Source organism: Shewanella sp. BJSY2023SW005 (assembly GCF_047314585.1).
GTDB classification, from domain to species: Bacteria; Pseudomonadota; Gammaproteobacteria; order Enterobacterales; family Shewanellaceae; genus Shewanella; species Shewanella algae.
On sequence record NZ_JBKORJ010000063.1, the window covers coordinates 49,448 to 73,847 of the forward strand.

The window sequence follows — 24,400 nt, forward strand, 5'->3', positions numbered from 1 at the left end:
CCCAACAGATAACAAAAAAAGTCAGTTTAAATAAGATGTTATTAGTCTTTACCATTGTTTGTTATTTTTCTTAATAGCACCTTACCCTTGTCGGAACCGGCTTGCAGAGAGACTTCGCGACCAGTATTAGCATACTTGATATGCAGATGTATATCGGCAGCGGGCAAGCACCCCATTCCCTGTTCCGGCCATTCAATAATGCAAAGGCTGCGCTCGTTGAAGTAATCCCGGATCCCCATAAACTCCAGTTCTTCAGGGTCGCTGAGTCGATAAAGGTCGAAATGATATACTTCGATTCCTTCAAGCTCATAAGGTTCCACGAGTGTATAGGTCGGACTCTTAACCGCACCTTGATGACCCAAGGCTTGAATTAAGCCACGGCTGAAAGTCGTTTTGCCGGCACCAAGTTCTCCGGTCAGATAAATGGTCAGCGGCGCACTGATCAAGGCCGCCAATTGCCGCCCGAAGGCGACAGTTTGAGTCTCATCTGCCAATTGCAGAGTCAAGCTGTGTTCGATAGTCATTTAAGTGTGGATCCACGCCTTACATTGGCCCATTAAGCTTACAAGTCAGTGTTTACCAGATGGCGGATCCAGGGCATAAGATCGCTGGCGAGCATGCCTCTCTCCCCATCACGGGCAGCAAGGTCGGCAGCGCCGCCGTGAACTATCACGCCTGCCACAGTCGCGCGGGTGTTGTCCAGCCCCTGAGCCATCAGCGCGCCGATTATACCAGATAACACATCGCCGCACCCACCGCTGGCGAGCCCGGGATTCCCCACAGGGGCAACAAACAGCTGTTTACCATCATAAATGAGAGTACCCGCGCCCTTAAGCAGTACCACACCGCCATATTGAGCCTGCAGCTTTCTAACCGCTGCAAACCTGTCGGCTTCGACATCAGCAGTACCCGTTGCCAGCAACCTGGCGGCTTCCCCCGGATGAGGGGTCAGAACCCGATTGTCCTGGGAGCGTTTTTCCTGGCTCAAGAGATTGAGCGCATCGGCATCCAGCACGCAGGGCTTATCGCTCAGGCTGACCGCCTTGAACAGATTGTATCCCCAGTCGGCGCGGCCAAGCCCTGGCCCCAACACCAGTACCTGTGCCCAGCCAAGGCGCAAATAAACCTCCATATCCACCAATTCACAGCCCCAGAACATCAGTTCCGGCCTGTTGGCATTGACCGTGAGCTGATGCTCCGGCCGGCTCACCACAGTAACCAAACCGGCGCCGGCCCTGAGACAGGCTTCGCCCGCCAACCTGACTGCCCCCCCCATGCCATAATCGCCGCCTATAACGGTGACCTTGCCCGATTTGCCCTTGTGGCTGTCCCTGGGGCGGGCATCGAAAAGCCCCTTGAGGTACTCAGCGCCGACTCTGACCACATCCGATGGTGGCAGGAATTCACTCAGCCCCAAGTCAACAAAATGCAGTTCGCCGCAGCAGTGCCTGGCCCTGCCGGTCAGTAGCCCTTGCTTAAGGGCCGCAAAACAGAGTGTCTGCTCGGCTTCGACTGCCGCCCCTAGAGCTGCGCCGGTATCGGCATCTATACCGGAAGGCAAATCCAGACTCAGCACCTTGGCCCGCGCGGCATTTATCCGGGCTATCATGACGGCGGCTTCCGGCCGGACATCGCCCTTGAGGCCGGTTCCCAACAGGCCGTCCACTATCCAATCATATTCGGCTGCGGTTATCTCTGATACCTGAGCCACCTTCGGCGCGGATTGCTGCAACTTATCCCAGGCTTGCTGCCACTCGGTACTGGGCTGACTGGCGGGAAAGATAAACAGGCTGGCGTTGAAACCCGAGTTCAATAACCAGCGCAAACAAACCAAAGCATCGGCGCCGTTGTTTCCCTGCCCGGCAATGACCAGTACCCGGCTGCCTTGAGTCAGCTTGGCCGCCAATAACTCAAAGGCTGCTTTCCCTGCCCGCTCGACCAACTCATAGAGGCTGCCCTGTCCGGCTGCCACCCAGTCCAATTCGGCCTGGCGCACGGCTTTGGCGCTATACAGCTGACGGGGCATATCTGACAAATCCTGGGCCATATCGATTCTCCTATCTCCTGACTGACAGATACTGATGACTTGTTAACTCGAAAAAATCCACTCGTTCACTAAACTTATGCTGTGGCAAAGGATGCCGGAAGGAAGCACAGGGATGATACTGCTGACACTGCTTATTTTAATACTCTGCGTATTACTGCTGGGATTACCCCTTAACGGGGCATTTCCCTGGTTCTGGCTCCTGGCTCTCTGCGCCTTATTGGTCGCCGTTGGCATCTTTCGGGCGCTGACACTACCGATAAAAAATCAGCATAAAGACTGTGATGATTGATAACACACTAGCAGTAAAGTCAGTGAGTATTTATGACTTGAATCAGAAACAAGTTGATAAAAAATGAAAAAGCCCGGTCTGGGCCGGGCAGAACTAACGGCAGACCCAAGCAGATCCGCCAAGTCTGGGAGACGTTAAATATCGTCCATACGTATGGTACTGTGCACCAGTCGTTGCTGCTGGATCTTCTCGACCCGCACCAAATCCTCCAAAGCCCCTTTTACCTCGGCCGAAGCCGACGAACCGGCAGTTTTTTCCAGTAAGGCAATCAAGCGGTTTTCCAGATCCAGATGCAGATTCAGCACATCATCCTCTGTCATATTGGCCGCCAGCATGGTATCGCGGCAGCGTTTGCCAAAGTCCTCAAACACAATGTCTTTGTACCAGGTATCGAGGATCTTGTTTGGCGCATCATCGATATAGTCTTCGAGAGTTTCAGCAATATGTTTCTGATGCTGTTCAAAATATTCCAGCATTAGTTTGACCCTGGATGAGTCGGCCTGAGTGTGTAATCTATGATAGAGCTGAGCCATATCAAGACGACATTTCGCTATAAATTCAAGGAGTTCACGTAACTGTTGAATACGCATCTGCCTATCTCCATTCTTCTGCCGTCAACGGCACAATTCAATTCGGTATGGAGACATTATGGAAGTAAAAAAGGTGGGAATATTTGAACAAGGTCATAAATCAGTGCTTACAAATGTCGCTACATTAGACAAAACGCAAGAAACCTGCGGCAGATCACGAAAAGCACTTTTTAAGAATTTTGAAGGGGAAATAAAGATTGGAGCGACATATCGGGTTCGAACCGATGACCTGTACCTTGGCAAGGTACCGCTCTACCAACTGAGCTAATGTCGCATTGCTTATTTGCTGCATCATTCGAGCTGATAATCAACAAAGGTACCGACCTTCTGTTTTATCAACCGAACTAATGTCGCATTGCAATAATGCATCCACCTTTAAAGACAGTGGGAGTCTGGAATTTGGAGCGACATATCGGGTTCGAACCGATGACCTGTACCTTGGCAAGGTACCGCTCTACCAACTGAGCTAATGTCGCATCGCTTGTTTGCTGCATCATCCGAGCTGATAATCAACAAAGGTACCGACCTCTGTTTTATCAACTGAGCTAATGTCGCATCACTTAAGTCCACATTTAAAGACCGTGGGCGTCTGGAATTTGGAGCGACATATCGGGTTCGAACCGATGACCTGTACCTTGGCAAGGTACCGCTCTACCAACTGAGCTAATGTCGCATCATTTAAGTCCACATTTAAAGACAGTGGGTGTCTGGAATTTGGAGCGACATATCGGGTTCGAACCGATGACCTGTACCTTGGCAAGGTACCGCTCTACCAACTGAGCTAATGTCGCATTTCCACTTACTTTAACCGTTCACACTGGTTACCACCAGCGGAAAGGTGAGGCCGCATTATATGGAAATTTCCATCTGCTGCAACCCCCTGAAACAGATTTATCTACCGATCGCTCAAATTTTAAATACCCGCTCACGATAGAATTTCAGCTCGGCGATCGACTCCTGAATATCCATCAAAGCCTGGTGAGTATTTTGCTTTTTGAAATCCTTCATGATTTCCGGCTGCCAACGCTTGGTCAGTTCCTTGACCGTACTGACATCGATATTGCGGTAATGGAAGTAATCTTCCAGCTCACGCATATACTTGTTCAGAAAGCGTCTGTCCTGACCAACACTGTTGCCACACATGGGGGACACGCCTTTAGGCACGTACTGGCTCAAAAAAGCTATGGTCTCGGCTATGGCGTCAGCCTCTGTGTGTTTCGAAGCTTTCACCCGCTCAATTAGCCCAGAAGCGCCATGATGTTGTTGATTCCAATCATCCATGGCAGCCAACACTTCATCGCTCTGGTGAATCGCTATCACAGGCCCTTCACCGATAATGTTCAGCTCCTTGTCTGTAACCAAGGTGGCTATTTCCAGTACTCTATCGGTTTCAGGCTCCAGCCCGGACATCTCAAGATCTATCCAAATCAGGTTATTTGCATCCGCAACCATAGCTCAGCCTATCGCTCCTGTTCGCCTAAATTCAGGCTTTTTTGTTTAAGACCGTGTATCATACTGCTTTTTGCCAAGACACAAAATCACCTTATACCGCGAAGAACAGCCTGTGAGTAAAAAGAAACCATTGAGTCATGGCCAACTGCGCCGTATGAAAGCCAATCATCAGAAGCGTCTGCAACGTGGAAAAAACGCTACAGAGGCCGCTCCTGAAATACAGGATAGCTCACTCGGCCCCGAGCTGGAGGCCACGGTTATTTCCCGTTTCGGTCAGCATGCCGATATTAAAACCCATGATGGCCAACTGGTTCGTTGTAATCTTCGCCGCACCATAGGCAGCCTGGTTACCGGCGATAAAGTAGTGGTACGCCTGGCGACCGATCCGCAAACTACTGTCGCCGGTGTGGTTGAAGCCGTCCACCCGCGTAGCTCGTCACTGACCCGGCCCGATCTCTATGATGGCGTTAAAGTCATTGCCGCCAATATAGATCAAATTTTTATAGTGTCATCTGTGCTGCCGAGCTTTACTACCCAGATTATTGACCGCTATCTGGTGGCGGCTGAAGACACAGAAATTCCGCCGGTGATCATTCTCAACAAGGTCGACTTGCTGGACGAGACTCAGGCTGTTGAAGTGGAAACGGCTCTGGCCCGTTACCGCGCTATCGGCTACCCGGTCTATAAAGTCAGCAGTAAAACCGCTGAAGGGATAGAGCAACTGAAAACCCTGTTGCAAGGCAAAACCAGTGTATTTGCCGGGCAATCCGGGGTAGGTAAATCGTCTATTGTCAATGCCCTGCTGCCACAGGCGCAGTTACAAACCGGGGAAGTCTCGGAAAACTCAGGCCTGGGTCAACACACTACCACCACGGCCAAACTGGTTCACCTTCCTAGCGGCGGCGATCTGATTGACTCTCCAGGAGTTCGCGAATTTGCCCTCTGGCACTTACCTGCCGACCGTGTCGGCTGGTGCTTCGTGGAGTTCAGGGATTTTCTCGGCGGCTGTAAATTCCGCGATTGCAAACATCTGGACGATCCCGGCTGCGCATTGCGTAAAGCGGTAGAGGAAGGCAAAATTGCCGAAGACAGATTCAACAATTATCACAGAATTATCACCAGCCTGGATGAACAGCGTCACGCCCGCCACTTCCGCGCCGGCATGGACGACATTTAAGCTGGCAAAGCCCATTTGAAGGAAGCAAAAATTGGATAAAGTGAAGATTGCACTGCAGTACATGCTGCCAAAACACCTGTTGTCCCGTCTGGTCGGGAAACTGGCCGCGGCCGAAGCCGGCAAGCTAACCACCTGGGCTATTCGCTGGTTTATCAAACAGTACAAGATAGATATGTCAGAAGCGGCTCAGAGTGAGCCTGAAGCCTACAAAAGCTTCAACGCTTTTTTCACCCGCGCCCTGAAAGACGGCGTTCGCCCTCTGCATCAGGACGCAGAATATATAGTGCACCCGGTCGATGGCGCCGTGAGTCAGTGTGGTCCCATTGAAGACGGCCGCATTTTTCAAGCCAAAGGTCACCACTATTCGGCTCTGACCCTGCTGGGCAATCAGGCCAAAGACGCCGAACGCTTCGAAGACGGTGACTTTGCTACCATTTATTTGGCGCCCAAGGACTATCACAGAATCCATATGCCCATCAAAGGCACGCTGTCGAAAATGACTTATGTGCCCGGCGAACTCTTCTCGGTCAATCCGTTAACCGCCCGCAATGTACCCGGGCTGTTTGCCCGTAACGAGCGAGTGGTAGCCATCTTCGAAACCGGGATTGGCCCCCTGGCCATGGTATTGGTCGGTGCCACCATAGTGGCCAGTATTGAAACCGTTTGGGCCGGCACTGTCACACCGCCGACAGGCAAATGCGTCTTTACCTGGGAATACCCCACCACAGGGCCGGATGCGATCACATTGGAGAAAGGTGCCGAGATGGGCCGCTTCAAATTGGGCAGTACCGTGGTCATGCTGTTTGCCAAGGACGCCTTGGATGAATTTGCCGATGGTGTTGAGCCAGGCGCCGTGACCCGTATGGGTGCACCTTTTGCCAAAATAGAGGACTGAACTTGTCTGCCAAGGGGCAAGCTCGTACAGGCCTGACAGAACTGCATCTGGCGGTACTCCTGTTCGGGGGAACCGCCCTGTTCTCCCGACTTATTCCCTTGAGCGCCCTCGATATCACTCTGCTGCGCTGCGTTATCGCCGCCATAGTTCTGGCGCTGCTGGTTAAACTCAGCCGTCAACGCCTGCGCTTGCTGCGCGGCAAAGATTACCTTATTGCTCTGTTACTTGGGGTGATTGTCAGCCTCCATTGGGTGACCTACTTTGCGGCGATGCAACTCTCCTCTGTCGCCATCGGCATGATAGCCTTTTTCACCTATCCCGTGATGACAGTGCTGATCGAACCCTGGTTTACCGGCAGTCGCTTACATCTCAGAGACCTTGTCAGCGGTTTGGCGGTGCTGCTGGGGGTGATTCTGCTGATCCCCGAGCCGTCATTGGGCAATGATGTTACCCTTGGGATCCTGGTTGGCGTTGTTTCCGCCATCTTGTTCACCGCCCGTAACCTGTTGCACAAACGCTACTTCACCGCCTACAGCGGCCAGCAGGCGATGTTTTATCAAACCGCGGTGGCAGTGCTGGTGTTGGCTCCATGGCACAGTCTTGATACCGCTGACATCAGCAACCAAACCTGGGGATTGCTGCTGCTTTTGGGAGTCGTCTTTACCGCGGCGCCCCATGCCTTGTTTACTTCGGCACTCAGATACCTGAGCGCCAAGACTGTCGGTTTGGTTGCCTGTTTACAACCCTTCTATGGCGCCATGCTCGCCTGGTTGCTGCTGGATGAATCGCTGACTCTGGCAACCGCGATCGGTGGCACTTTAGTGGTAGCTACCGCCTTGTTTGAAACATCACAGAGTCACAAATCACAAGCCCCGAAAAAGAACCTTGGCTGACATATCAAAACCCGCTTAACTTAGCTAATATGAGCTGTCGATTAACTCTTTGAATTTAGCTCTTTGAATTTAACTATGGTTCGAGCCTGCCTTCTGCTGTTTTGTCTATTTATCGCCTCCGCCCAGGCCAACTCGCCACTGGGGTTGGATAAACGTCTGGGTCTCAACCAACAAAACACTGAAACCCTGTCGCAGGAGCAACAACTGGCGCAGCTGGAAAAGAGCATTCAGCAGCTTGCCGACACCAACCGCAGTTATCAGGAACTGCAACTCAATTTCGAAAGCAGGCGCCAGCATCTTTATGATCAGTTGCAGGAAGCCGCCGCGCCACTTAAGCCCGAACTCCATCAGGATCTGGATCAGCAGGCCTCCATGGCCTATCTGCGCCTTTCCGAACTGAAAGAGAGTGAAACCAGCCTAAGCCAGGCCAACAGCGCCATGCTCAAGCGCCACAGCGAGTTACCTGCCGAAATAGTCAAAATCAGACAGGCACTGCTGCAACAGCAAAAGGCCCAGGCAGTGGCCGGTGACAATGCCGCCAAAGAGCTGCAACAGGCACAGTTGTTATTGCTGGAACAACAGCTCACCACGCTGGAAAGCGAGTTGGCAGTCAGCCAACAAAAGCGCGAATTACATCAGTTACAACTGCAACTGGTACGCAAGCAGTTGCAGCAACAAGAGCTGCTTATCGAACAGCTTAACCGCGCCATTACCGATGCCAGGCAGCAGCAGGTCAATGCCACACTGGCCGAAACCCTCAATGCCGAGGCTGATGGCCGCGATCGCCTGACCACAGAGCTGAGTCTGGCCAACCAGAGATATGGCCAGCAATTGCAGCTACTGACTGAGCAGACCGCGCAGACCATAGCCCTGCAGGAACAAGCGGAGAAGCTGGATCAGTCCCACAGCAAGCAACTGGACAACATCAAGGAGCAGATAAGCTGGGTCAAGATGAACCCGGTTTTCGGTGAGCGTTTTTTGCAGATCCTGCAGTCACTGCCAAAGCCCCCCAACCAAGAACACCTGCAGACCCAGATAGCCGATGCCAGACTCAATCGCTATCAGATTGAGCAGCAGTTTGCCGCCAATGAGCAACTGCTAACGACCCAGGCCTACAGCAATGAATCTCAGCTGCGGCTGCTTGAGTCGCAACAGGCTTTGCTGAATCAACTATTGAAAGGCTACGACACTTATCTCAGTGAACTGGCCAAGCTCAAGAGCAAGTATGAGCTGCTCACCGACAGCTACCAGAGGCTCAAGTCCACCCTCAATGAACACCTGTTCTGGGTACCCAATGCCTACAGCATCAGCAAGCTGTGGCTGACGGATCTGCAGCGCTCCAGTCTCTGGCTCTGGCAACAAACCAGTCTGCCTGAGATAAAGCAGGGACTGACCGAACTGAGTCCTTACTGGTCCTGGTGGATCATCCTAGTGGTGTTGTGTCTGGTGGCCCAGGATATCCTCACCCCCAGATTCAAGACCATGATGCGCGAATGTGAGGCGCCGGTCGGCAAGGTGACCCAGGATAAGTTCATCTACACCATCCAGACATTAGTGATCAGCGCCGGTTACAGTCTATTCAAACCCTTTCCCATAGTGGCTGCTGGCTTGATTATGCTGCAGTCAGACAGTAATCCCATTCAGGCCATAGGCATGGGTGTACTGGCCATAGGCAGCCTTTACCAGCTCTATCGCTTCATCTATCTGCTGGCGCTGGACAAGGGCCTGCTCATAGGCCATTTCAAACGGCCGCAAGAGGTGATCCGTCAAGGCCAACAGCGTTTTCGCCGCTTTGTCATCATGGCCATGCCTCTGGTGGGCGTCATGGGCTTTACCGAAATTCTCGACTCCTCTCTGGTGCGCAACAGCATAGGCCGCGGTGCCTTTATTCTGTTCTGTATCATGCTGTTTATGCTCTATCGGGACGTACTGACTCTGTCCCGTCGCTACCGTGAAAGCCATCTGGACGACAAGAACAAGCGCCTGCTGCAAAAGCTGCTGTGGCTGCTGCTGTTGCTGGTGCCGCCACTGAGCGCCGTGTTGGCATTCAGGGGCTACTATTTCACCGCCTTCCAGATGCTGCTGCAGCTGCAGCTTTCTTTACTGCTGGGACTCGGCTTCCTGTTGCTGTACCAGTTGCTGAAACGTTGGATGTTGATTGAAAGGCGCCGCATCGCCTTCGATCGCGCCAAGGCCCGCCGAGCCGAACGTCTGGCGCAGCGGGAAAAAGGCGATACCTCATCGGGCACCAACGATCATCAGGACACCTATGAAGAGCCGGTAGTCGATTTGGAAACCATGTCCAGCCAATCACTGGGTTTGGTGAGATCCCTGCTGCTGCTGGCGTTTCTCGCCTGTTTGGTCGGCCTGTGGACCCAAACCCATACCGCCCTATTCAGCTTCCTCGACGGCATTACTCTTTGGACAACAACGACTACCGGGGTAGGCGGAGTCGAGCAACCTCTGCCCATCACCATGAAGTCGCTGGTATTTGGCGCCATTGTGGTCGGCTTTTCCATGATGATAGCCACCAACCTGCCCGGCCTGTTGGAGCTGACTGTGCTGCAAAAGCTGGATCTCACCCCGGGAACCGGCTTTGCCATCACCACTGTGACCCGTTACCTAGTGGTCTTTATCGGTATCGTCATCGGCTTTGCCACCCTGGGGATGGAGTGGTCCAAGCTGCAATGGTTGATTGCGGCCTTGACTCTGGGTCTGGGTTTTGGTCTGCAGGAGATCTTCGCCAACTTTATCTCGGGCCTTATCATACTGTTTGAAAAGCCGGTGCGTATCGGCGATACCGTCACTATTCGCGAGCTAACAGGCACGGTTTCCAAGATCAAAATTCGCGCAACCACCATCATAGATTGGGACAGGAAAGAGATTATCATCCCCAACAAGGCCTTTATCACAGAGCAGTTAATTAACTGGTCGCTGTCAGATCCCATTACCCGGGTGATCATCTATGTTTCGGTCGCCAGGGATTCAGATCCTGCCCGGGTGGAGGCCGCGCTCTATCAGGCAGTGAAAGAGTGTGAGAACGCGCTGGAAACCCCTGAGCCGGAAGTCTGGTTTGCCGGTTTCGGCAAACACACTCAGGACTATGAAGTCAGGGCTTACGCCAAAGATATGTCTTCCCGCTGGCCGCTGCGCCACGATCTGCACAAGCGGATCAGCAAGAAGCTCAAGGAGAACCAGCTGGAGCTAGCTTATCCTCAGTTGGAAGTGCATATCAGCAACACGCACAACAAAGACACCAGCGGTATTATCAGAGGTTAATCGCAGATGTTGATTTTCGCGCACCGTGGCGCCAGTGGTTATGCGCCGGAAAACACCCTTAAGGCTATGGCGCTGGCACTAGAGCTTGGTTGTGAGGCAGTTGAGCTGGATGTACATCATGCCGATGGTGAGCTCTGGGTCTTCCATGACCGCCGCCTGAGCCCCAAGAGCGACGGCAAAGGGCTGCTCGCGCAGCAAAGCAGCAGCTATCTACGGCAGCTGAGGGTCGAGGGAGAACCTATCCCGACCCTGCGCCAGGTACTTGAGCTTATCAAGGGGCGCATGACGGTCAACATAGAGCTCAAGGGAGTGGGTTGCGTCGAGCCTTTTATCCAGCAATACCCGCAGCTACTGCAACTCGGCTACCAGCCAGAGCAGCTGCTGGTGTCTTCATTCAATCATCTCTGGCTCAAACAGGTAAAACAGCAGTTGCCCGACGTACCCGTGGCGCCACTGCTCGAAGGGATAGCTCTCGACCAAGCCGCAGTGGTCAGTGAACTCAAAGCCTGGTCACTGCATCTGGATATCAGCTTTATCAGCCGTGAACTGGTTGCCGATGCTCATCAGCGTGGCGCCAAAGTGTATGTCTATACCGTAGATGATGCCGATGATATCAGGGCACTGGCGGCGCTGGGGGTAGATGGTATTTTTGCCAACTATCCAGACAGAGCCGCCGCCGCATTGACTCAGGAGTCACAAACCGACTACCGCCACTGGTTTGAGTGATTAGTCGTTTGAATGCTCTCTGATTAGCGTGTTCAACTCTGGTTATTACGCTGGGCCCAGCTGCCGACAAAGATAAAGGTGGCGATGACCAAGAGTAAAGTCCACAGCGCCGGTAGGTGCGCCAGCTGCCTGGCGAGCCAGGGACTGAGCGCCACTATCAGCATGCCGTAACCAAAGGCGTTGACCAGAATAAAGATCAGCGTGCGCAGCACAAAATTGCGAGCCCCGAGCTTACGGCGCAGAAAACGGTTGAAGTCGGCACCGAACACCAAAATGACGCAGGCAACCATGGCGGTGGCTATCTCATTGAGCCAGGGATAGAGCTGACTGCCCAGCTGGGTCAGCAGTTGCGTAACTGAATCCATTAAAATATAAAATCCATAAAAATAACGAAAACAACAAGGACAGATACTATGGCATACAAGCTGCTGTTACTCACCCGGGAAAATGCTGAATATCGACAGTTGTTGTCAGAAAAATCACTTCCTGGCCTTACTATCCTGGGCGATGACCCGACCAATATCGCCAGTGCCGATATCTGGCTGGCCGAGCCGGCTCTGGCCCAACCGCTGCTGAGTCACGGCAAGAATCTCAGTTGGTTGCAATCAACCTTCGCCGGTGTCGATAAACTACTTGGCGCTAAAACCAGGAAAGACTACCTGCTGACCAATGTGAAGGGGATCTTCGGCCCCTTGATGAGTGAATATGTGTTCGGTTATCTGCTCGCCGAAGTTCGCCAACATGCGCTGTATCATCACCAGCAGCAGGAGAAATACTGGCACCCAGGCTCCCTGGCCACCCTACAGGGGATGAAGATGCTGATCCTGGGAACGGGTTCCATCGGCGAGCACCTGGCCGCCAGCGCCAAGCACTTCAAGATGCAGGTCTGGGGTATGAACCGCAGCCAAAGGGCCGTCGCGGGCTTTGATTGCATCATCAGCCCGGCCCAGCTCAATGAGCTTTTGCCTCAGGCCGATGTGGTCATCAACACTCTGCCGAGCACTCTGGAGAGCCGAGGCTTGCTGAGCAAAGAGAAGCTGGCACAACTCAAAGACAGCGCGATACTGTTCAACATAGGCCGCGGCGACGCCCTAGATCTGGATGCCCTGGTGGTCGAACTCGGCCGCAGAAACCGGCTCAAAGCCGTGCTGGATGTGTTTGCCCAGGAGCCGCTGTCGCCGCTGCACCCCATCTGGGATTGCCCCAATGCGGTAATCACTCCCCATATTTCGGCGCCCAGCTTCCCGTCTCAGGTGGTCGATATCTTCGCTCGCAACTATCACCACTACCTCAATGCCGAATCACTGGAGAACCTGGTGTACTTCGACAGAGGCTACTAATCCTTACTCTAGCGCGCCCATTCCTCCGGGCGCGGTGCTATGGCTGACTAAAGACCTAATAACCAACTAAAGGGTGATCAGCCCTAAAATATACCCAAGTGTTATTAGTATTGATAACGGTTTTCATTTAGAATTACGGACTGAAAATTGCCTTCCACTTACCAGCAGCAACCGGAGCCCGATAAATGTACGTTTGTCTGTGTCATGCGATTACGGATACCCAGATAAAGCAGGCTGTCAGCCAGGGAGATATTAGCCTCAGCGAGGTGAAAAAACGCCTCGGTGTGGGTGATCAATGCGGTAAGTGTGTACGGATGGCGACGCAAATCATCCAGAATCAGCTGGATCTCGAGCCCAATTATTACGAAGTCGCCTGATATATTGGGTAAAAAAACAAAAGCCGCATCATGATGCGGCTTTTGTGGTTTCTGGGCCGGGCTACAGCGCCGGCTCCTCCAAACTGACTTCGACACTGTCGACCCTTTGCAGCCCTCTTGGCAGCTTGGCGCCACGACGGCCACGCTCACCACGGTAATGCTCCAGATCGCTGCTCTTCAATGTCAGCTTACGCTTGCCGGCCCAGAGGGTGACATTGGCACCTTCCGGCACCAGATATAGATGGGTCACCAACTCTTCACGATTTTTCGCCCGCTCCGATGGGATGCCGATGATCTTGTTGCCCTTACCCTTGGCCAACTGCGGCAGCGCCTCCATGGAGAACATCAGCATCCGCCCTTCATTGGTAATGGCCAGAATCGAACTGGGTCTGGACTTGTCCAGTTTACGCGGCGTTAAAGCCTTGGCATTGGCCGGCAGTGTCAGCAAAGCCTTACCCGCCTTGTTGCGCGACACCATGTCCTTAAAGGCGCAGATAAAGCCGTAACCGGCATCACTCGCCAGTAGGAAGCAGTTATCATCATCCCCGAGCAATACATGCTCCATGCTCTCCCCTGGGGCCAGATTGAATCTGGTGGTAATAGGTTCCCCTTGGCTACGGGCCGAAGGCAGAGTATGGGTATCCGTGGCGAAGGCGCGCCCGGCGCTGTCAATAAACACAGATTGCTGGTTGCTGCGGCCGGCTGCGGCGCAGAGGAAACTGTCACCAGCCTTGTAGGACAACCCGGCGGCGTCTATATCATGGCCCTTGGCACAGCGTACCCAGCCCTTTTCAGACAACACCACAGTCACGGGCTCGGTGGGCACCAACTCCTGCTCAGACAGTGCTCTGGATTCGCTTCTCACCACCAGTGGCGAGCGGCGGTCATCACCATAGGTTTCCGCATCTGCCTGCAGTTCTTTCTTGATCAAGGTCTTCAGGCGGCGTTCCGAACTGAGCAGTTGCTGCAACTTTTCCCGCTCGGCTTCAAGCTCATCCTGCTCACCACGGATCTTCATCTCTTCCAGCTTGGCCAGATGGCGCAGCTTGAGGTCCAGAATTGCTTCGGCTTGCTTGTCTGTCAGCCCGAAGCGGCGCATCAACTCGGCCTTGGGTTCGTCGTGGAAGCGGATGATTTCTATCACTTCATCAATATTGAGGAAGGCAATCATCAAGGCTTCAAGAATATGCAACCTGGCCAGGACTTTATCCAGACGAAATTCCAGACGGCGGCGCACAGTATGAATTCGAAACTCCAGCCACTCACTCAAGAGTTGCTTGAGCCCCTTGACCTGAGGCCGACCATCGAGACCAAGCACATTGAGGTTGACCCTGTAGCTCTTCTCCAGATCTGTAGTGGCAAACAGGTGCGCCATCAACTGTTCGATATCGACCCGGTTGGATCTCGGCACTATCACCAGCCGCACCGGACTTTCATGGTCTGACTCATCGCGCAGATCTGTCACCATAGGCAGCTTCTTGGTCTGCATCTGCGCCGCCAACTGCTCGAGGATCTTGCTGGAGCTGGCCTGGTGCGGCAAAGCCGTTATCACCACTTCACCGTTTTCCACAGTGTAAACCGCACGGGCCTTGATTGAGCCGCGGCCCGATTCATAGACCTTGGCGATTTCGGCGCTCGGGGTAATGATCTCGGCAGCTGTCGGATAATCGGGCCCGGGCACGAATTCCATTAGCCGCGGCAGGTCAGCCTTGGGATTATCCAGCAGCTCGATACAGGCATTGGCCAACTCGCGGGCGTTATGGGGCGGAATATCCGTGGCCATACCCACTGCGATACCGGTAATACCGTTGAGCAGAATATGCGGCAGTCTGGCAGGCAGTACCAAAGGCTCTTTCAGGGTGCCGTCGAAGTTGACGCCCCAGTCCACTGTTCCCTGACCTAGCTCGCTGAGCAGTACCTCGGAAAACTTGGATAGCCTGGCTTCGGTATAACGCATGGCCGCAAACGACTTGGGATCGTCCGGAGCCCCCCAGTTGCCCTGACCATCCACCAGGGGATAGCGATAGGTAAAGGGCTGCGCCATCAGTACCATGGCTTCGTAACAGGCGCTGTCACCGTGCGGGTGATACTTACCCAGCACGTCACCCACGGTACGGGCCGACTTCTTGTATTTGGCCGCCGCCGATAATCCCAGCTCGCTCATGGCGTAGACGATTCGCCGTTGCACCGGCTTGAGGCCATCGCCGATATGGGGCAAGGCCCGGTCCATGATCACATACATGGAATAGTTGAGATACGCCTCTTCGGTGAAGCGCCTGAGCGGCATCTGCTCCACGCCATCCAGGCTCAAGGCTATCGCATCACTCATTATTCATTTTCCTGTTCAGGTGTCGGCGCATAGTCCGACTCAGATTCAGTATCTTCTGCATCAGTGTCTTTGTAGTACAGGCGGTAGATGTTTCCCTTCAGATCATCCGAAATATAGACGGCGCCATCCGGGGCCATCGCCAGTGAATGGGGTCTGGCCACCGGAAACTCCCCATCGAGAAAACTCACCAGGGTGCGGCGATTGCTCACCTGACGGCCATCGGTTTCCAATACCACTATCTGGTAGCCCACCTTACTGGAACGGTTCCAGGAGCCGTTCTCAGCCAATAAAATCTGGTTGTGATATTCGGCGGGAAACTGGCTTCCCCGATAAAACAGCATTCCCATAGGAGACACATGCGCCGGCAGTTCATAGACTGGCTTGGTAATATTCAGGCTCTTGGGCTCCTCATAGGTAGGCTCCTGCACCGCTTTGCCATGCACATAAGGGAAACCATAATGCGCCCCGGCAACATCGACCCGGTTGATTTCATCCGGTGGCAGATTATCCCCCATCCAGTCGCGGCTCATATCGGCAAACCAGAGGCGGTTATCCAGTGGCGACCAGTCAAAACCTATGACATTGCGTATTCCGAGCGCTATCTGCTGACTACTGCCCGAGTTCACATCCACGGCAATGATGCTGCCAAAAGGGGCACTGGGCTCACACACATTACAGGGGGCGCTGATGGCGATATAGAGCCTGTTATCCGGGCCAAAGCGCATGGCTCTGGCGCTTTTCTTACCATTGCCCGGAAGTTGATCATAGACTTCCCGTGCCCGCGGAGGGCGCCTGAGCCTGGGTTCGATATCACGGAATACCACAACCCTGTCTTCCAGAGCAACATAGAGATCGCCCTTGTGAAAAGCCAAGGCCTCCGGGTAATCCAGGCCCTTGGCTATCAGATAACGCTTATCGACCCGGCCATCATTGTTACTATCGACCAAAGCGTGAATCGTGCCACTCTTGTGAGAACCGACAAACAGGGTACCTTCATCTCCTACTGCCATCTGCTTGGCATCGCCAACATCTGTAGCATAGAGAGAAACACCAAAGCCTTTGGTCACAGTAATGATCATCGACTGAGATGCATTGGCCGCCGCACTCAGCAACGCAACTCCCAGCAGGAGCAAGCCTCCGCCGGCCGCGATACCGACTCTGTTATTCAGGTTCATCATATCCTTGCCTTTAAGTTTTATAGTTATTGGCACATCAAGGGCGATTACAGCTGAGCAAGGTCTCCCTTGGTTTCCAGCCACGACTTACGATCACCTGAGCGCTTCTTGGCCAGCAACATGTCCATCAATGCCACGGTCTCGTCGACATCGTCTATGGTCAGTTGTACCAATCTACGGGTGTTGGGATCCATGGTCGTTTCCCTCAGTTGCAGTGGATTCATCTCACCCAGACCTTTAAAGCGGGTGACCTGCACTTTTCCTTTCTTGTTGTCGGCGGCAATTCTGTCAAGAATGCCTTGCTTTTCAGGCTCATCCAAAGCGTAAAACACTTCTTTGCCGATATCGATACGGAACAGTGGCGGCATAGCGATATACACATGCCCCTTTTCAACCAGAGTGCGATAATGTTTCAAAAACAGCGCGCACAGCAAGGTTGCTATGTGCAAACCATCCGAGTCGGCATCGGCGAGAATACAGATCTTGCCGTATCTGAGTTCAGAGATATCGTCGCTATCGGGATCGCAGCCTATGGCCACTGAAATGTCGTGCACTTCCTGAGAGGCCAGCACTTGGCTCGCTTCCACTTCCCAGGTGTTGAGAATTTTGCCCCGCAGCGGCATGATCGCCTGAAACTCTCTGTCCCTGGCCTGTTTGGCACTGCCACCGGCCGAGTCCCCTTCCACCAGAAACAGCTCGGAACGCGCCGGATCCTGACCTGTGCAGTCGGTCAGTTTACCTGGCAGCGCCGGGCCTGAAGTGACCTTCTTACGGGCGACTTTCTTAGCCGCCTTGAGGCGCTTCTGGGCGTTGTTGATGCACATCTCGGCCAGCAGTTCGGCTTGATCTGTGTTGCTGTTGAGCCAGAGGCTGAAGGCATCACGCACCACACCCGACACAAACGCAGAACACTGGCGGCTGGAGAGTTTCTCCTTGGTCTGGCCGGCAAATTGCGGATCTTGCATCTTCACCGACAGAATAAAACTGGCCTTGTCCCAGATATCTTCCGGGCTAAGCTTAATTCCCCTTGGGATCAGGTTACGAAACTCACAGAACTCACGCATCGACTCGAGCAGTCCCTGACGGAAACCGTTCACATGGGTACCACCAAGCGGCGTTGGGATCAGGTTGACATAGCTTTCGCTGATACTGTCGCCGCCCTCAGGCAGCCAGGTAATGGCCCAGTCTGCGGCTTCCAGATTGGTCTTGATACTGCCGACAAAAGGCTCCTGTGGCAGCGCCGGGGCTTCTTTGAGGGAGTCTTTCAGATAATCGGTCAGGCCCTCTTCATAAAACCACTCATGAACCTCACCGTTTTGTTTGTTGGCGAAACGAATTCTGAGCCCAGGACAGAGTACCGCCTTGGCCCGCAATAGATAAGTCAGCTTGGTGACCGAAAAGTTCGGTGAGTCAAAATAGCTGGGGTCGGGCCAAAACTGCACCCGGGTGCCGGTATTGCGGCGCCCGCAGGTACCGGTTTCCCTGAGGCTCTCGGCCTTGTCGCCATGCTCAAAGGCCATTTCATACACTTTGGCATCGCGGCGAACCGTGATCTCAACCCTTTTGGAGAGGGCGTTGACCACAGAGATCCCCACCCCATGCAAACCACCGGAAAACTGATAGTTTTTGTTGGAAAACTTACCACCGGCATGCAGTTTGGTCAGGATCAGCTCGACCCCTGGGATCCCCTCCTCCGGGTGAATATCCACCGGCATACCACGGCCATCGTCTGTGACTTCCAGCGAGTTGTCTGTGTGTAACACCACATCGATTCGGGTTGCAAACCCTGCCAAAGCCTCATCGACACTGTTATCTATGACTTCCTGACCCAGGTGGTTGGGTCGGGTGGTATCGGTATACATGCCGGGACGGCGTTTTACCGGATCCAGTCCGTTCAGTACTTCAATGGCATCGGAGGTGTATTGATTGGTCATAGCGCACACTGTCTTTTATGTTCAGGCCATGGTGGGCCGCGAGGATCTGATTGTCAAGATAAGTGTAAAAAACGGCAGACTGCGTCCAGCTTGTCGCCGTAACCCACAAAACTATGGTTTCCACCGCTTTCCAGCAGCATCTCACAGCAGTGATATTTGCCCAGGGCCTGGCGATAATCCAGCACCTCATCGGCAGTCTGTAATAATACAAAAAAACGATCCGGATTGAGAATGACCGGCGTATCAAATTCAATCAGCTGCTGCTGATGTTGTGGCAATAATTGGTAATGTTCGTCGGTATAAGGGTTGTATTGCGGCCCCAAATAGTCGCTGAATAACTCAAAGGGACGCACCGCCGGGTTGACCAATACCGCCTTGCCGCCATAGCGCTCCGCCAGCCAAGAGGCAAAATACCCGCCGAGGGATGAACCGATAAACGCCAGTGGCTCGCCCTTGGCTTTGGCCGCTTCGGTCAACTGAATCAACAGTTCCATTGCCGTCTTGGGCGAAGTGGGTAGCTGTGGCTGCTCCAGTCGCACACTTGGAAAGTGTTGTTCAATATAGGTGCGGGTAAGCACGGCCTTGTCAGACAAGGGAGAACTGTTGAAACCGTGAATGTAGAGCAGCATAGTTCCTCACAAGGGGCCACTGCTCCAAAGCAAATTCAGTAGCCGCTGGCCTCAGCATCCGGTGCGAAGCGCTCGCCCGGGATCCGATAAACATTGGTGAGCATGCTACCATCGGGCTTGAGCTCCAGCAAACGGTAGCCAGGCTGCAGTGCATCCAGCGCAAAATAGGAAGACAAGGGTTTAAATTGAATACAGGTCGATGGTGTCGCCATCAGAGATAACTTGTGGGTTTCACCCTGATATTCTGTATCCAATTGCTGATGAACATGGCCCCAGAGCATGCCCTTGACCTGAGGATAACGCCCCATCTCTTTGAGGAAATGGGCGCCATTATCCATACAGTGCTGATCCAGCCAAGTGCAGTCCACCAGCACAGGATTATGATGCATTACCAGCAGCACATGTTTGTCCGGTTCAGCGGCTATGGCACTGCGAATGATCTCAATTTCGCTTTCGGCCATATGGCCACCGGGCTTTCCCCGCACTGTGGAGTCCAGCAAGATAATCTGCCAATTCCCGGCCAATACCCGTCTGTGACCATAGACACGCTCACCCTGCATATGCAGATACATGATCCTGGGGTCATCATGATTGCCCGGCAGATAATGACAGGGCAGATTCAGCGGTTGGATGGCTTCGACAAAGTTGCGGTAGGACTCACCGGAGTAATCCTGGCTAATGTCACCACTGGCCAGCAGCATGTCGGCGGGATACTTGACCGCCTGGATGGTATTGATAACGGCATTGAGACTGTTGGCAGTATTGACGCCAAGAAGCTGTCCTTCGGGATCGGCAAACAGGTGAGGATCTGTGATCTGCACCAAACGAACACTCTTGTCCTCAGGAATACTGTATGTGATTGCCTCTTTCAGCACTTTGATTACCCAATCTCAGGACTGACAAACGAGGCGCGCCTGACAGTCTATTTTCAATAACTCCTCCAGGAAGGCGTTTACCTGGTACTTTTCATCGCGGTGGTACATGCGTAAGTTCGGATAATCATACACTGGCCGCAATTGGTAAATCTGTCGGCTGCTTAACACTTCTGCTAATTTAGCATCATGATAAATCCGCACAGTGACCTTGGGGGCAGGTATCAATCCGCCCTTCCCTACATGGCGGGAAATACTGACCAACTGGGTATAGCGGGTATTTTCCAGCAACTCGACATCCAGGCAGCCGAAATCCCCTTCTACCTGCCAGCTTTCACCCACTTCACCTTGCTCCGGCAACCAGCGCTGAATATGGCCATAGTTGCGGCCACACAGGGCTAAAAAGCGGCTGACATCCGGCTGGTATTTCTTGTCACTGTCTTTCTTGTTCATTGGCCTGGATTAAACTTTGATAGTTAAGCTGCAACCATTGCAGTCCGAGCACGGTCGAAGCATTGTCGATTTCGCCACTAAGCACCTTGGCATAAGCATCACTGCGGGAAAGCACATGCAACCTAATGTCTTCATGTTCTTCGGCCAAGCCATGCAGCCCTTTGGCCTTGGATGAATCCACCGCCGCCCAGTAAAAGAAGAAGCGTTCACTGCAACCTCCGGGGCTGGAAAGATAGCTGCTTACGGCCGAAATTGCACTGGCATTGAGTCCGGTTTCTTCCAAAAGTTCCCGTTTGGCCACCTCATCGGCCACTTCGCCTGGGGCGATCATACCCGCCACCAACTCCAGCAGCCAAGGAGATTCACTGGTTTCCAGCGCAGGAAACCGCACCTGCTCAATCAACACCACTTTGTCTTCTCGCGGATCATAGGGTAAAACCACCACGGCATGGCCGCGCTCAAACACCTCACGAGTCACTTCATCGCTCCAGCCACCGGCAAACAGCCGATGACGGAAACGGTATTCCTCCATACGGAAAAACCCACGGTATAGCGTGCGCTGCCCCAGCACCTGAACATCCTCTTTGGTGAATTTTTCTGCTGCCATTTTCACTCCGCTTTAGCTATAAAAGGTGCAATTTCAAACCACCCGGCACCATTTGCCAATAAAATCTGTTACACTTCCGAATTGACTTGAAAACGGTTGATTTTTTAGTATCAAAACCATTAAGTTTTGCTGTATCGGGAAGCGTCGGGAAGCGCAAACCGCCTTTATCAAAGGCATTAACAGTCTAACGAAGTTGAAACCGCCCGTCACAGGGTGTTTGTCTATAAGGACAGCCAATGAAATTCAAGATCCGCACTTTATGCGCGGCGTTAACGCTCGCAGTTTCTGCCCCGGCCGTTCAAGCCGACGATTTACTTCAGATATATCAGCAGGCATTAACCAATGATCCAGTGGTACTCCAGGCCAAGGCCCAAAGAGACCAGTTGTATGAGAAAATTGAAGAGAATCGCGCACCACTGCTGCCAACCATCAGTGCCAATGTCGGTTATGACAAAGCCTGGAACGATCCCAGTGCCGACACCAGCGGCCTGACAGGTGCGATTAAACTTAACCAGGTCATCTATGATCATTCTGCCTGGGTCGGTTTGAGCCTGGCGGAAAAAGCTGCATCACAGGCCGATGCCGTCTACGCCTCTGCCCTGCAGACACTGATCACCCGAGTAACAACCGCTTACTTTGACGTGTTGGCCGCCAAGGACAACTACGAGTTCAAAGGCGCCGAGAAGCGTGCCATCGAGCGTCAGTTGGAACAAACCAAGCAGCGCTTTGCCGTTGGTCTGACAGCCATTACCGATGTTCATGAAGCTCAGGCTCAGTATGATCTGGCGACCGCCGATGAAATTTTGGCAGAGAATCAGTTGATCAACAGCTATGAAGCCCTGCGTGAAATCACAGGTATAGATCACAAGAGCATCGACATTCTGGATACCAACCGCTTCTCTGCGGCCAGCCCAACCCCGGCAGTGCCAGGCGATTGGCTTAAGATGGCCGAGACCAACAGTGTCGACCTGCTGACCCAGCGTATCGGTAAAGATATCGCCCAGGAAACCATCAGCCTCTATAAGGCCGGCCATATGCCGTCTCTGAGCCTGAGCGCCGGTTATACCAAAGGCTTGGAGCAGGAAATCGGCAGCCAGAGCCAACCTGACTTCGATAACGGTACCGTTGGGGTTAACCTCAGTGTACCTATCTTTGAAGGTTTCAAGGTCAGCTCTCAGGTGAAACAGGCGCAATACGCCTATGTTGAAGCCAGCCAGAAGCTGGAACAGACTTACCGCCAGGTAGTCAAAAATGTTCGCAACAACTTCAACAACGTTGGCGCTTCTATCAGCTCCATCAAGGCCTATGAGCAATCAGTGCTCTCTTCCGAAAGTGCATTGAAAGCCACTCAAGCCGGTTTTGAAGTGGGTACCCGTACCATAGTTGACGTGCTGAACCGTACCCGGGATCTGTATGATTCCAAGCGTCAGCTGTCCAACGCCCGTTACGGCTATATCAAGTCGATATTGGCGCTGAAACAAGCCACAGGCACCCTGAATGAAGATGATGTCATCTCCATCAACAACGGCCTGACAGCTCCTGCACAGCAGTAAGCTGAAGCTTAACCAATAAAAAAACCGCCAACTGGCGGTTTTTTTGTGGCTAATCGACTGAAACGGAATTAGAACACCAGTTCAACACCGGCAAAGAAGCCGTCAAACTGCATATTACTGCTCATGCCGTTGAAGCCGTTCACGTCAAATTTAAAGTCGCGGTAGCCGGCACGCACCCGGGTATCCAGCGCCACGCCATCAAACTCCCAGCCCAGACCTACTTGGTAGTCATAGACACTGGATTCATTGATACCGGCCAACACATCGGCAAAGGCGTACAAGCCGAAGAAAGGCAGGCCAACCTCGGCATTGGCATACCCCATGACCACACCGCTGTCGATATCACGCTGCTCAGGATGCCCCTTGTCTGCCACCCGGAAAGAACCATCCATCAACTTGTAGGCCCCACCCACATCCAGAGAAACCAGATCATTGTCCAGTAGCTCATAGTAAAGGATAAAGTCTGTGTTGCTCAGGTCGGCCGTAGCATACACATCACCGCTGAAGGTGTGGCCGTTGAAACTGAAGTTGGCATTGCTCATAGCGCCATCTTCTTTCAGGCGGTTTTCGCGGATCTTCAGGTTGGGCAGCAGTGGCACAGGGTGCTCAACGCTGAACCAAAGGCTGTACTGGGCGGAAGAGTCATAGTTGAACTCCTGCTGCGGCTGGCCTTTCTCGGCGAAAGTACCGCTGGCATCTCCTTTCCAGTAATCGGCGCCTACCTTAAAGCCTACGACTGTTGCTGCCTGGGCGGAGGTCGCCATCAAAGAAGCCAGCAAGGCTGTCGCCAATAAAGTCTTTTTCATAAATTAACCCTGTGAAAGCAAGTTGGTTAAATCAATCACCGCGGCATTGGCGCGGGACACATAGTTGGCCATCACCAAGGAATGGTTGGCCACCAAACCGAATCCGGAACCATTGAGGATCATTGGGCTCCAGACTGTTTGCTGAGTCGCTTCCAGTTCACGGATGATCTGTTTGAGACTCACTTCGGCATTCTTTTTCTTCAGTACGTCAGCAAAATCGACCTCTACGGCCTTCATGAAATTTAGCAAGGCCCAGGCAGAGCCTCTGGATTCATAGAAGACATCGTCTATTTGCCACCAGCTGGTCTTAATCTGCTGGCTCGCCAGGTTGGGGGTCGACTGACGCGCGGCACTGTCACCGGCCAGATCGGTATTCAGCCTCTCCTGACCAACACTGGCGGCCAGACGCTGTGACATGCTGCCCAAGCGCTTCTGCACCTCTTTCAACCACTCATTGAGATTGTCGGCGCGGGCATAAAACTGGGCATCCGGGTTATTGGGATCCATCATCCGCGCCCGGTAAACCTTCAATAGCTTGATGGCATCGCGATACTCACTCTCGGCACTGGGCACCAGCCAACTGGTATGCTCAATATTCAGCTTGGAGTGTGCTTCCAGCAGATCTTTGTCAGCGGTGGACTGAGACTGGGAGCGGCTGAACTCTTTACGCATGATCAAGGCGAGATCCCGCACCTGTTCCAGGGCCCCGAATTCAAACGCCGGCATGTTGTCCATCATCACAGAAGGCGGCATCATGTCGTTGGACAACCAGCCTCCTTGCTTATCCAGCAAGGTCTCCATGGTTTCGATCAAGGCGCTGGTAGTGGCATAACCTGTGATTTTCTCGCCCTTTTCCGATGTCATCACCTTGGGCGTCAACACTTCGGGTTCAATACTCCACCAAACACTGATGCCGTATGCGATAACGAACACTATGACCGCAGCACCGACACCTTTTTTCCATGTCATTTGCATCC

Annotated in this window: 23 protein-coding genes and 4 tRNA genes; 9 read left to right on the top strand and 18 right to left on the bottom strand. The window is 53.2% G+C overall.

Annotation, left to right across the window (positions count from 1 at the left end):
* Window positions 1–41: 41 nt before the first annotated feature.
* Together tsaE and ACMHXI_RS20025 are read right to left on the bottom strand one after the other, a co-directional pair.
* A complete protein-coding gene (gene tsaE, locus ACMHXI_RS20020; RefSeq protein ID WP_028779694.1) occupies window positions 42–524 on the bottom strand; it encodes a tRNA (adenosine(37)-N6)-threonylcarbamoyltransferase complex ATPase subunit type 1 TsaE in 483 nt (160 codons plus the stop codon).
* Window positions 525–562: 38 nt separating this feature from the next.
* Window positions 563–2,047 carry an NAD(P)H-hydrate dehydratase gene (locus tag ACMHXI_RS20025; RefSeq protein ID WP_159352488.1) on the bottom strand — a complete coding sequence of 495 codons (1,485 nt, stop codon included), beginning with the start codon at window positions 2,045–2,047 and terminating at the stop codon, window positions 563–565.
* 112 nt (window positions 2,048–2,159) lie between these two features.
* On the opposite strand from ACMHXI_RS20025, the gene ACMHXI_RS20030 reads away from it, so the two are divergent.
* A complete protein-coding gene (locus ACMHXI_RS20030) occupies window positions 2,160–2,336 on the top strand; it encodes a hypothetical protein (RefSeq protein ID WP_162887874.1) in 177 nt (58 codons plus the stop codon).
* 134 nt (window positions 2,337–2,470) lie between these two features.
* Here the strand turns inward: ACMHXI_RS20030 and ACMHXI_RS20035 are convergent, their stop codons facing one another.
* From ACMHXI_RS20035 to orn, 6 genes are all read right to left on the bottom strand, one after another.
* Entirely contained in the window at window positions 2,471–2,926 is a 456-nt protein-coding gene (locus ACMHXI_RS20035) for a hypothetical protein (protein ID WP_025011330.1), read from the bottom strand.
* Between the two features lie 198 nt (window positions 2,927–3,124).
* A tRNA-Gly gene (locus tag ACMHXI_RS20040) sits at window positions 3,125–3,200 on the bottom strand.
* 126 nt (window positions 3,201–3,326) lie between these two features.
* Window positions 3,327–3,402, bottom strand: a tRNA-Gly gene (locus ACMHXI_RS20045).
* A gap of 121 nt (window positions 3,403–3,523) precedes the next feature.
* Window positions 3,524–3,599 (bottom strand) — tRNA-Gly (locus ACMHXI_RS20050).
* Between the two features lie 42 nt (window positions 3,600–3,641).
* Window positions 3,642–3,717: transfer RNA gene (locus tag ACMHXI_RS20055), tRNA-Gly, on the bottom strand.
* 115 nt (window positions 3,718–3,832) lie between these two features.
* Window positions 3,833–4,378, bottom strand: a complete 546-nt coding sequence (gene orn / locus ACMHXI_RS20060) for an oligoribonuclease (protein ID WP_025009371.1) — start codon at window positions 4,376–4,378, stop codon at window positions 3,833–3,835.
* A 112-nt stretch (window positions 4,379–4,490) separates the two neighbouring features.
* On the opposite strand from orn, the gene rsgA reads away from it, so the two are divergent.
* The 5 genes from rsgA (at window position 4,491) to ACMHXI_RS20085 (ending at window position 11,348) form a co-directional block, all read left to right on the top strand.
* Window positions 4,491–5,555 carry a small ribosomal subunit biogenesis GTPase RsgA gene (rsgA, locus tag ACMHXI_RS20065; protein ID WP_208193937.1) on the top strand — a complete coding sequence of 355 codons (1,065 nt, stop codon included), beginning with the start codon at window positions 4,491–4,493 and terminating at the stop codon, window positions 5,553–5,555.
* Window positions 5,556–5,586: 31 nt separating this feature from the next.
* Window positions 5,587–6,450 (top strand): archaetidylserine decarboxylase, encoded by an 864-nt coding sequence (gene asd / locus ACMHXI_RS20070; protein ID WP_208193936.1) that lies wholly within the window; start codon window positions 5,587–5,589, stop codon window positions 6,448–6,450.
* A 2-nt stretch (window positions 6,451–6,452) separates the two neighbouring features.
* Window positions 6,453–7,343, top strand: coding sequence for a DMT family transporter (locus tag ACMHXI_RS20075; RefSeq protein ID WP_375336444.1), 891 nt, complete (start codon window positions 6,453–6,455; stop codon window positions 7,341–7,343).
* A gap of 75 nt (window positions 7,344–7,418) precedes the next feature.
* Complete coding sequence (locus ACMHXI_RS20080) at window positions 7,419–10,622, top strand: mechanosensitive ion channel domain-containing protein (protein ID WP_156020314.1); 3,204 nt, start codon at window positions 7,419–7,421, stop codon at window positions 10,620–10,622.
* A gap of 6 nt (window positions 10,623–10,628) precedes the next feature.
* On the top strand, window positions 10,629–11,348 hold the full coding sequence (locus ACMHXI_RS20085) for a glycerophosphodiester phosphodiesterase (RefSeq protein ID WP_107005500.1): 720 nt from the start codon (window positions 10,629–10,631) through the stop codon (window positions 11,346–11,348).
* A 32-nt stretch (window positions 11,349–11,380) separates the two neighbouring features.
* Here ACMHXI_RS20085 and ACMHXI_RS20090 read toward each other — a convergent pair whose 3' ends face one another.
* Window positions 11,381–11,713 (bottom strand): DUF3392 domain-containing protein, encoded by a 333-nt coding sequence (locus ACMHXI_RS20090; protein ID WP_413735936.1) that lies wholly within the window; start codon window positions 11,711–11,713, stop codon window positions 11,381–11,383.
* A gap of 48 nt (window positions 11,714–11,761) precedes the next feature.
* On the opposite strand from ACMHXI_RS20090, the gene ACMHXI_RS20095 reads away from it, so the two are divergent.
* Window positions 11,762–12,688: a D-2-hydroxyacid dehydrogenase gene (locus ACMHXI_RS20095; RefSeq protein WP_208193935.1), complete on the top strand. Its 927-nt coding sequence runs from the start codon at window positions 11,762–11,764 to the stop codon at window positions 12,686–12,688.
* Between the two features lie 185 nt (window positions 12,689–12,873).
* Window positions 12,874–13,065, top strand: a complete 192-nt coding sequence (locus ACMHXI_RS20100; protein ID WP_044733650.1) for a bacterioferritin-associated ferredoxin — start codon at window positions 12,874–12,876, stop codon at window positions 13,063–13,065.
* A 61-nt stretch (window positions 13,066–13,126) separates the two neighbouring features.
* Here ACMHXI_RS20100 and parC read toward each other — a convergent pair whose 3' ends face one another.
* Genes parC through nudF form a run of 7 tightly spaced genes read right to left on the bottom strand, consistent with a single transcriptional unit; the run spans window position 13,127 to window position 21,064 of the window.
* Window positions 13,127–15,394, bottom strand: coding sequence for a DNA topoisomerase IV subunit A (parC, locus tag ACMHXI_RS20105; RefSeq protein ID WP_028779684.1), 2,268 nt, complete (start codon window positions 15,392–15,394; stop codon window positions 13,127–13,129).
* Window positions 15,394–16,569 carry a PQQ-dependent sugar dehydrogenase gene (locus ACMHXI_RS20110; protein ID WP_413735954.1) on the bottom strand — a complete coding sequence of 392 codons (1,176 nt, stop codon included), beginning with the start codon at window positions 16,567–16,569 and terminating at the stop codon, window positions 15,394–15,396. Before ACMHXI_RS20110 ends, parC begins: the two co-directional genes overlap by 1 nt.
* A 47-nt stretch (window positions 16,570–16,616) precedes the next feature.
* Window positions 16,617–18,503 carry a DNA topoisomerase IV subunit B gene (gene parE, locus ACMHXI_RS20115; RefSeq protein ID WP_025009362.1) on the bottom strand — a complete coding sequence of 629 codons (1,887 nt, stop codon included), beginning with the start codon at window positions 18,501–18,503 and terminating at the stop codon, window positions 16,617–16,619.
* 53 nt (window positions 18,504–18,556) lie between these two features.
* Window positions 18,557–19,132, bottom strand: coding sequence for a YqiA/YcfP family alpha/beta fold hydrolase (locus ACMHXI_RS20120; protein ID WP_025886880.1), 576 nt, complete (start codon window positions 19,130–19,132; stop codon window positions 18,557–18,559).
* A gap of 35 nt (window positions 19,133–19,167) precedes the next feature.
* On the bottom strand, window positions 19,168–20,007 hold the full coding sequence (gene cpdA, locus ACMHXI_RS20125) for a 3',5'-cyclic-AMP phosphodiesterase (RefSeq protein WP_208223144.1): 840 nt from the start codon (window positions 20,005–20,007) through the stop codon (window positions 19,168–19,170).
* 15 nt (window positions 20,008–20,022) lie between these two features.
* Entirely contained in the window at window positions 20,023–20,457 is a 435-nt protein-coding gene (locus tag ACMHXI_RS20130; protein ID WP_025009360.1) for a DUF1249 domain-containing protein, read from the bottom strand.
* Window positions 20,438–21,064 (bottom strand): ADP-ribose diphosphatase, encoded by a 627-nt coding sequence (gene nudF, locus ACMHXI_RS20135; RefSeq protein WP_028779681.1) that lies wholly within the window; start codon window positions 21,062–21,064, stop codon window positions 20,438–20,440. The genes ACMHXI_RS20130 and nudF overlap by 20 nt, the downstream gene beginning before the upstream one ends.
* A gap of 236 nt (window positions 21,065–21,300) precedes the next feature.
* Here nudF and tolC point away from each other — a divergent pair, with 236 nt between their 5' ends.
* The gene (tolC, locus tag ACMHXI_RS20140; RefSeq protein ID WP_025009358.1) at window positions 21,301–22,617 is read left to right on the top strand and encodes an outer membrane channel protein TolC; all 1,317 of its coding nucleotides are present in this window, start codon (window positions 21,301–21,303) and stop codon (window positions 22,615–22,617) included.
* A 68-nt stretch (window positions 22,618–22,685) separates the two neighbouring features.
* Here the strand turns inward: tolC and ACMHXI_RS20145 are convergent, their stop codons facing one another.
* Both ACMHXI_RS20145 and ACMHXI_RS20150 read right to left on the bottom strand, forming a co-directional pair.
* Entirely contained in the window at window positions 22,686–23,423 is a 738-nt protein-coding gene (locus tag ACMHXI_RS20145) for a TIGR04219 family outer membrane beta-barrel protein (protein ID WP_025009357.1), read from the bottom strand.
* Between the two features lie 3 nt (window positions 23,424–23,426).
* Window positions 23,427–24,398, bottom strand: coding sequence for a DUF2333 family protein (locus ACMHXI_RS20150; protein ID WP_025009356.1), 972 nt, complete (start codon window positions 24,396–24,398; stop codon window positions 23,427–23,429).
* Between the last annotated feature and the right edge of the window lie 2 nt (window positions 24,399–24,400).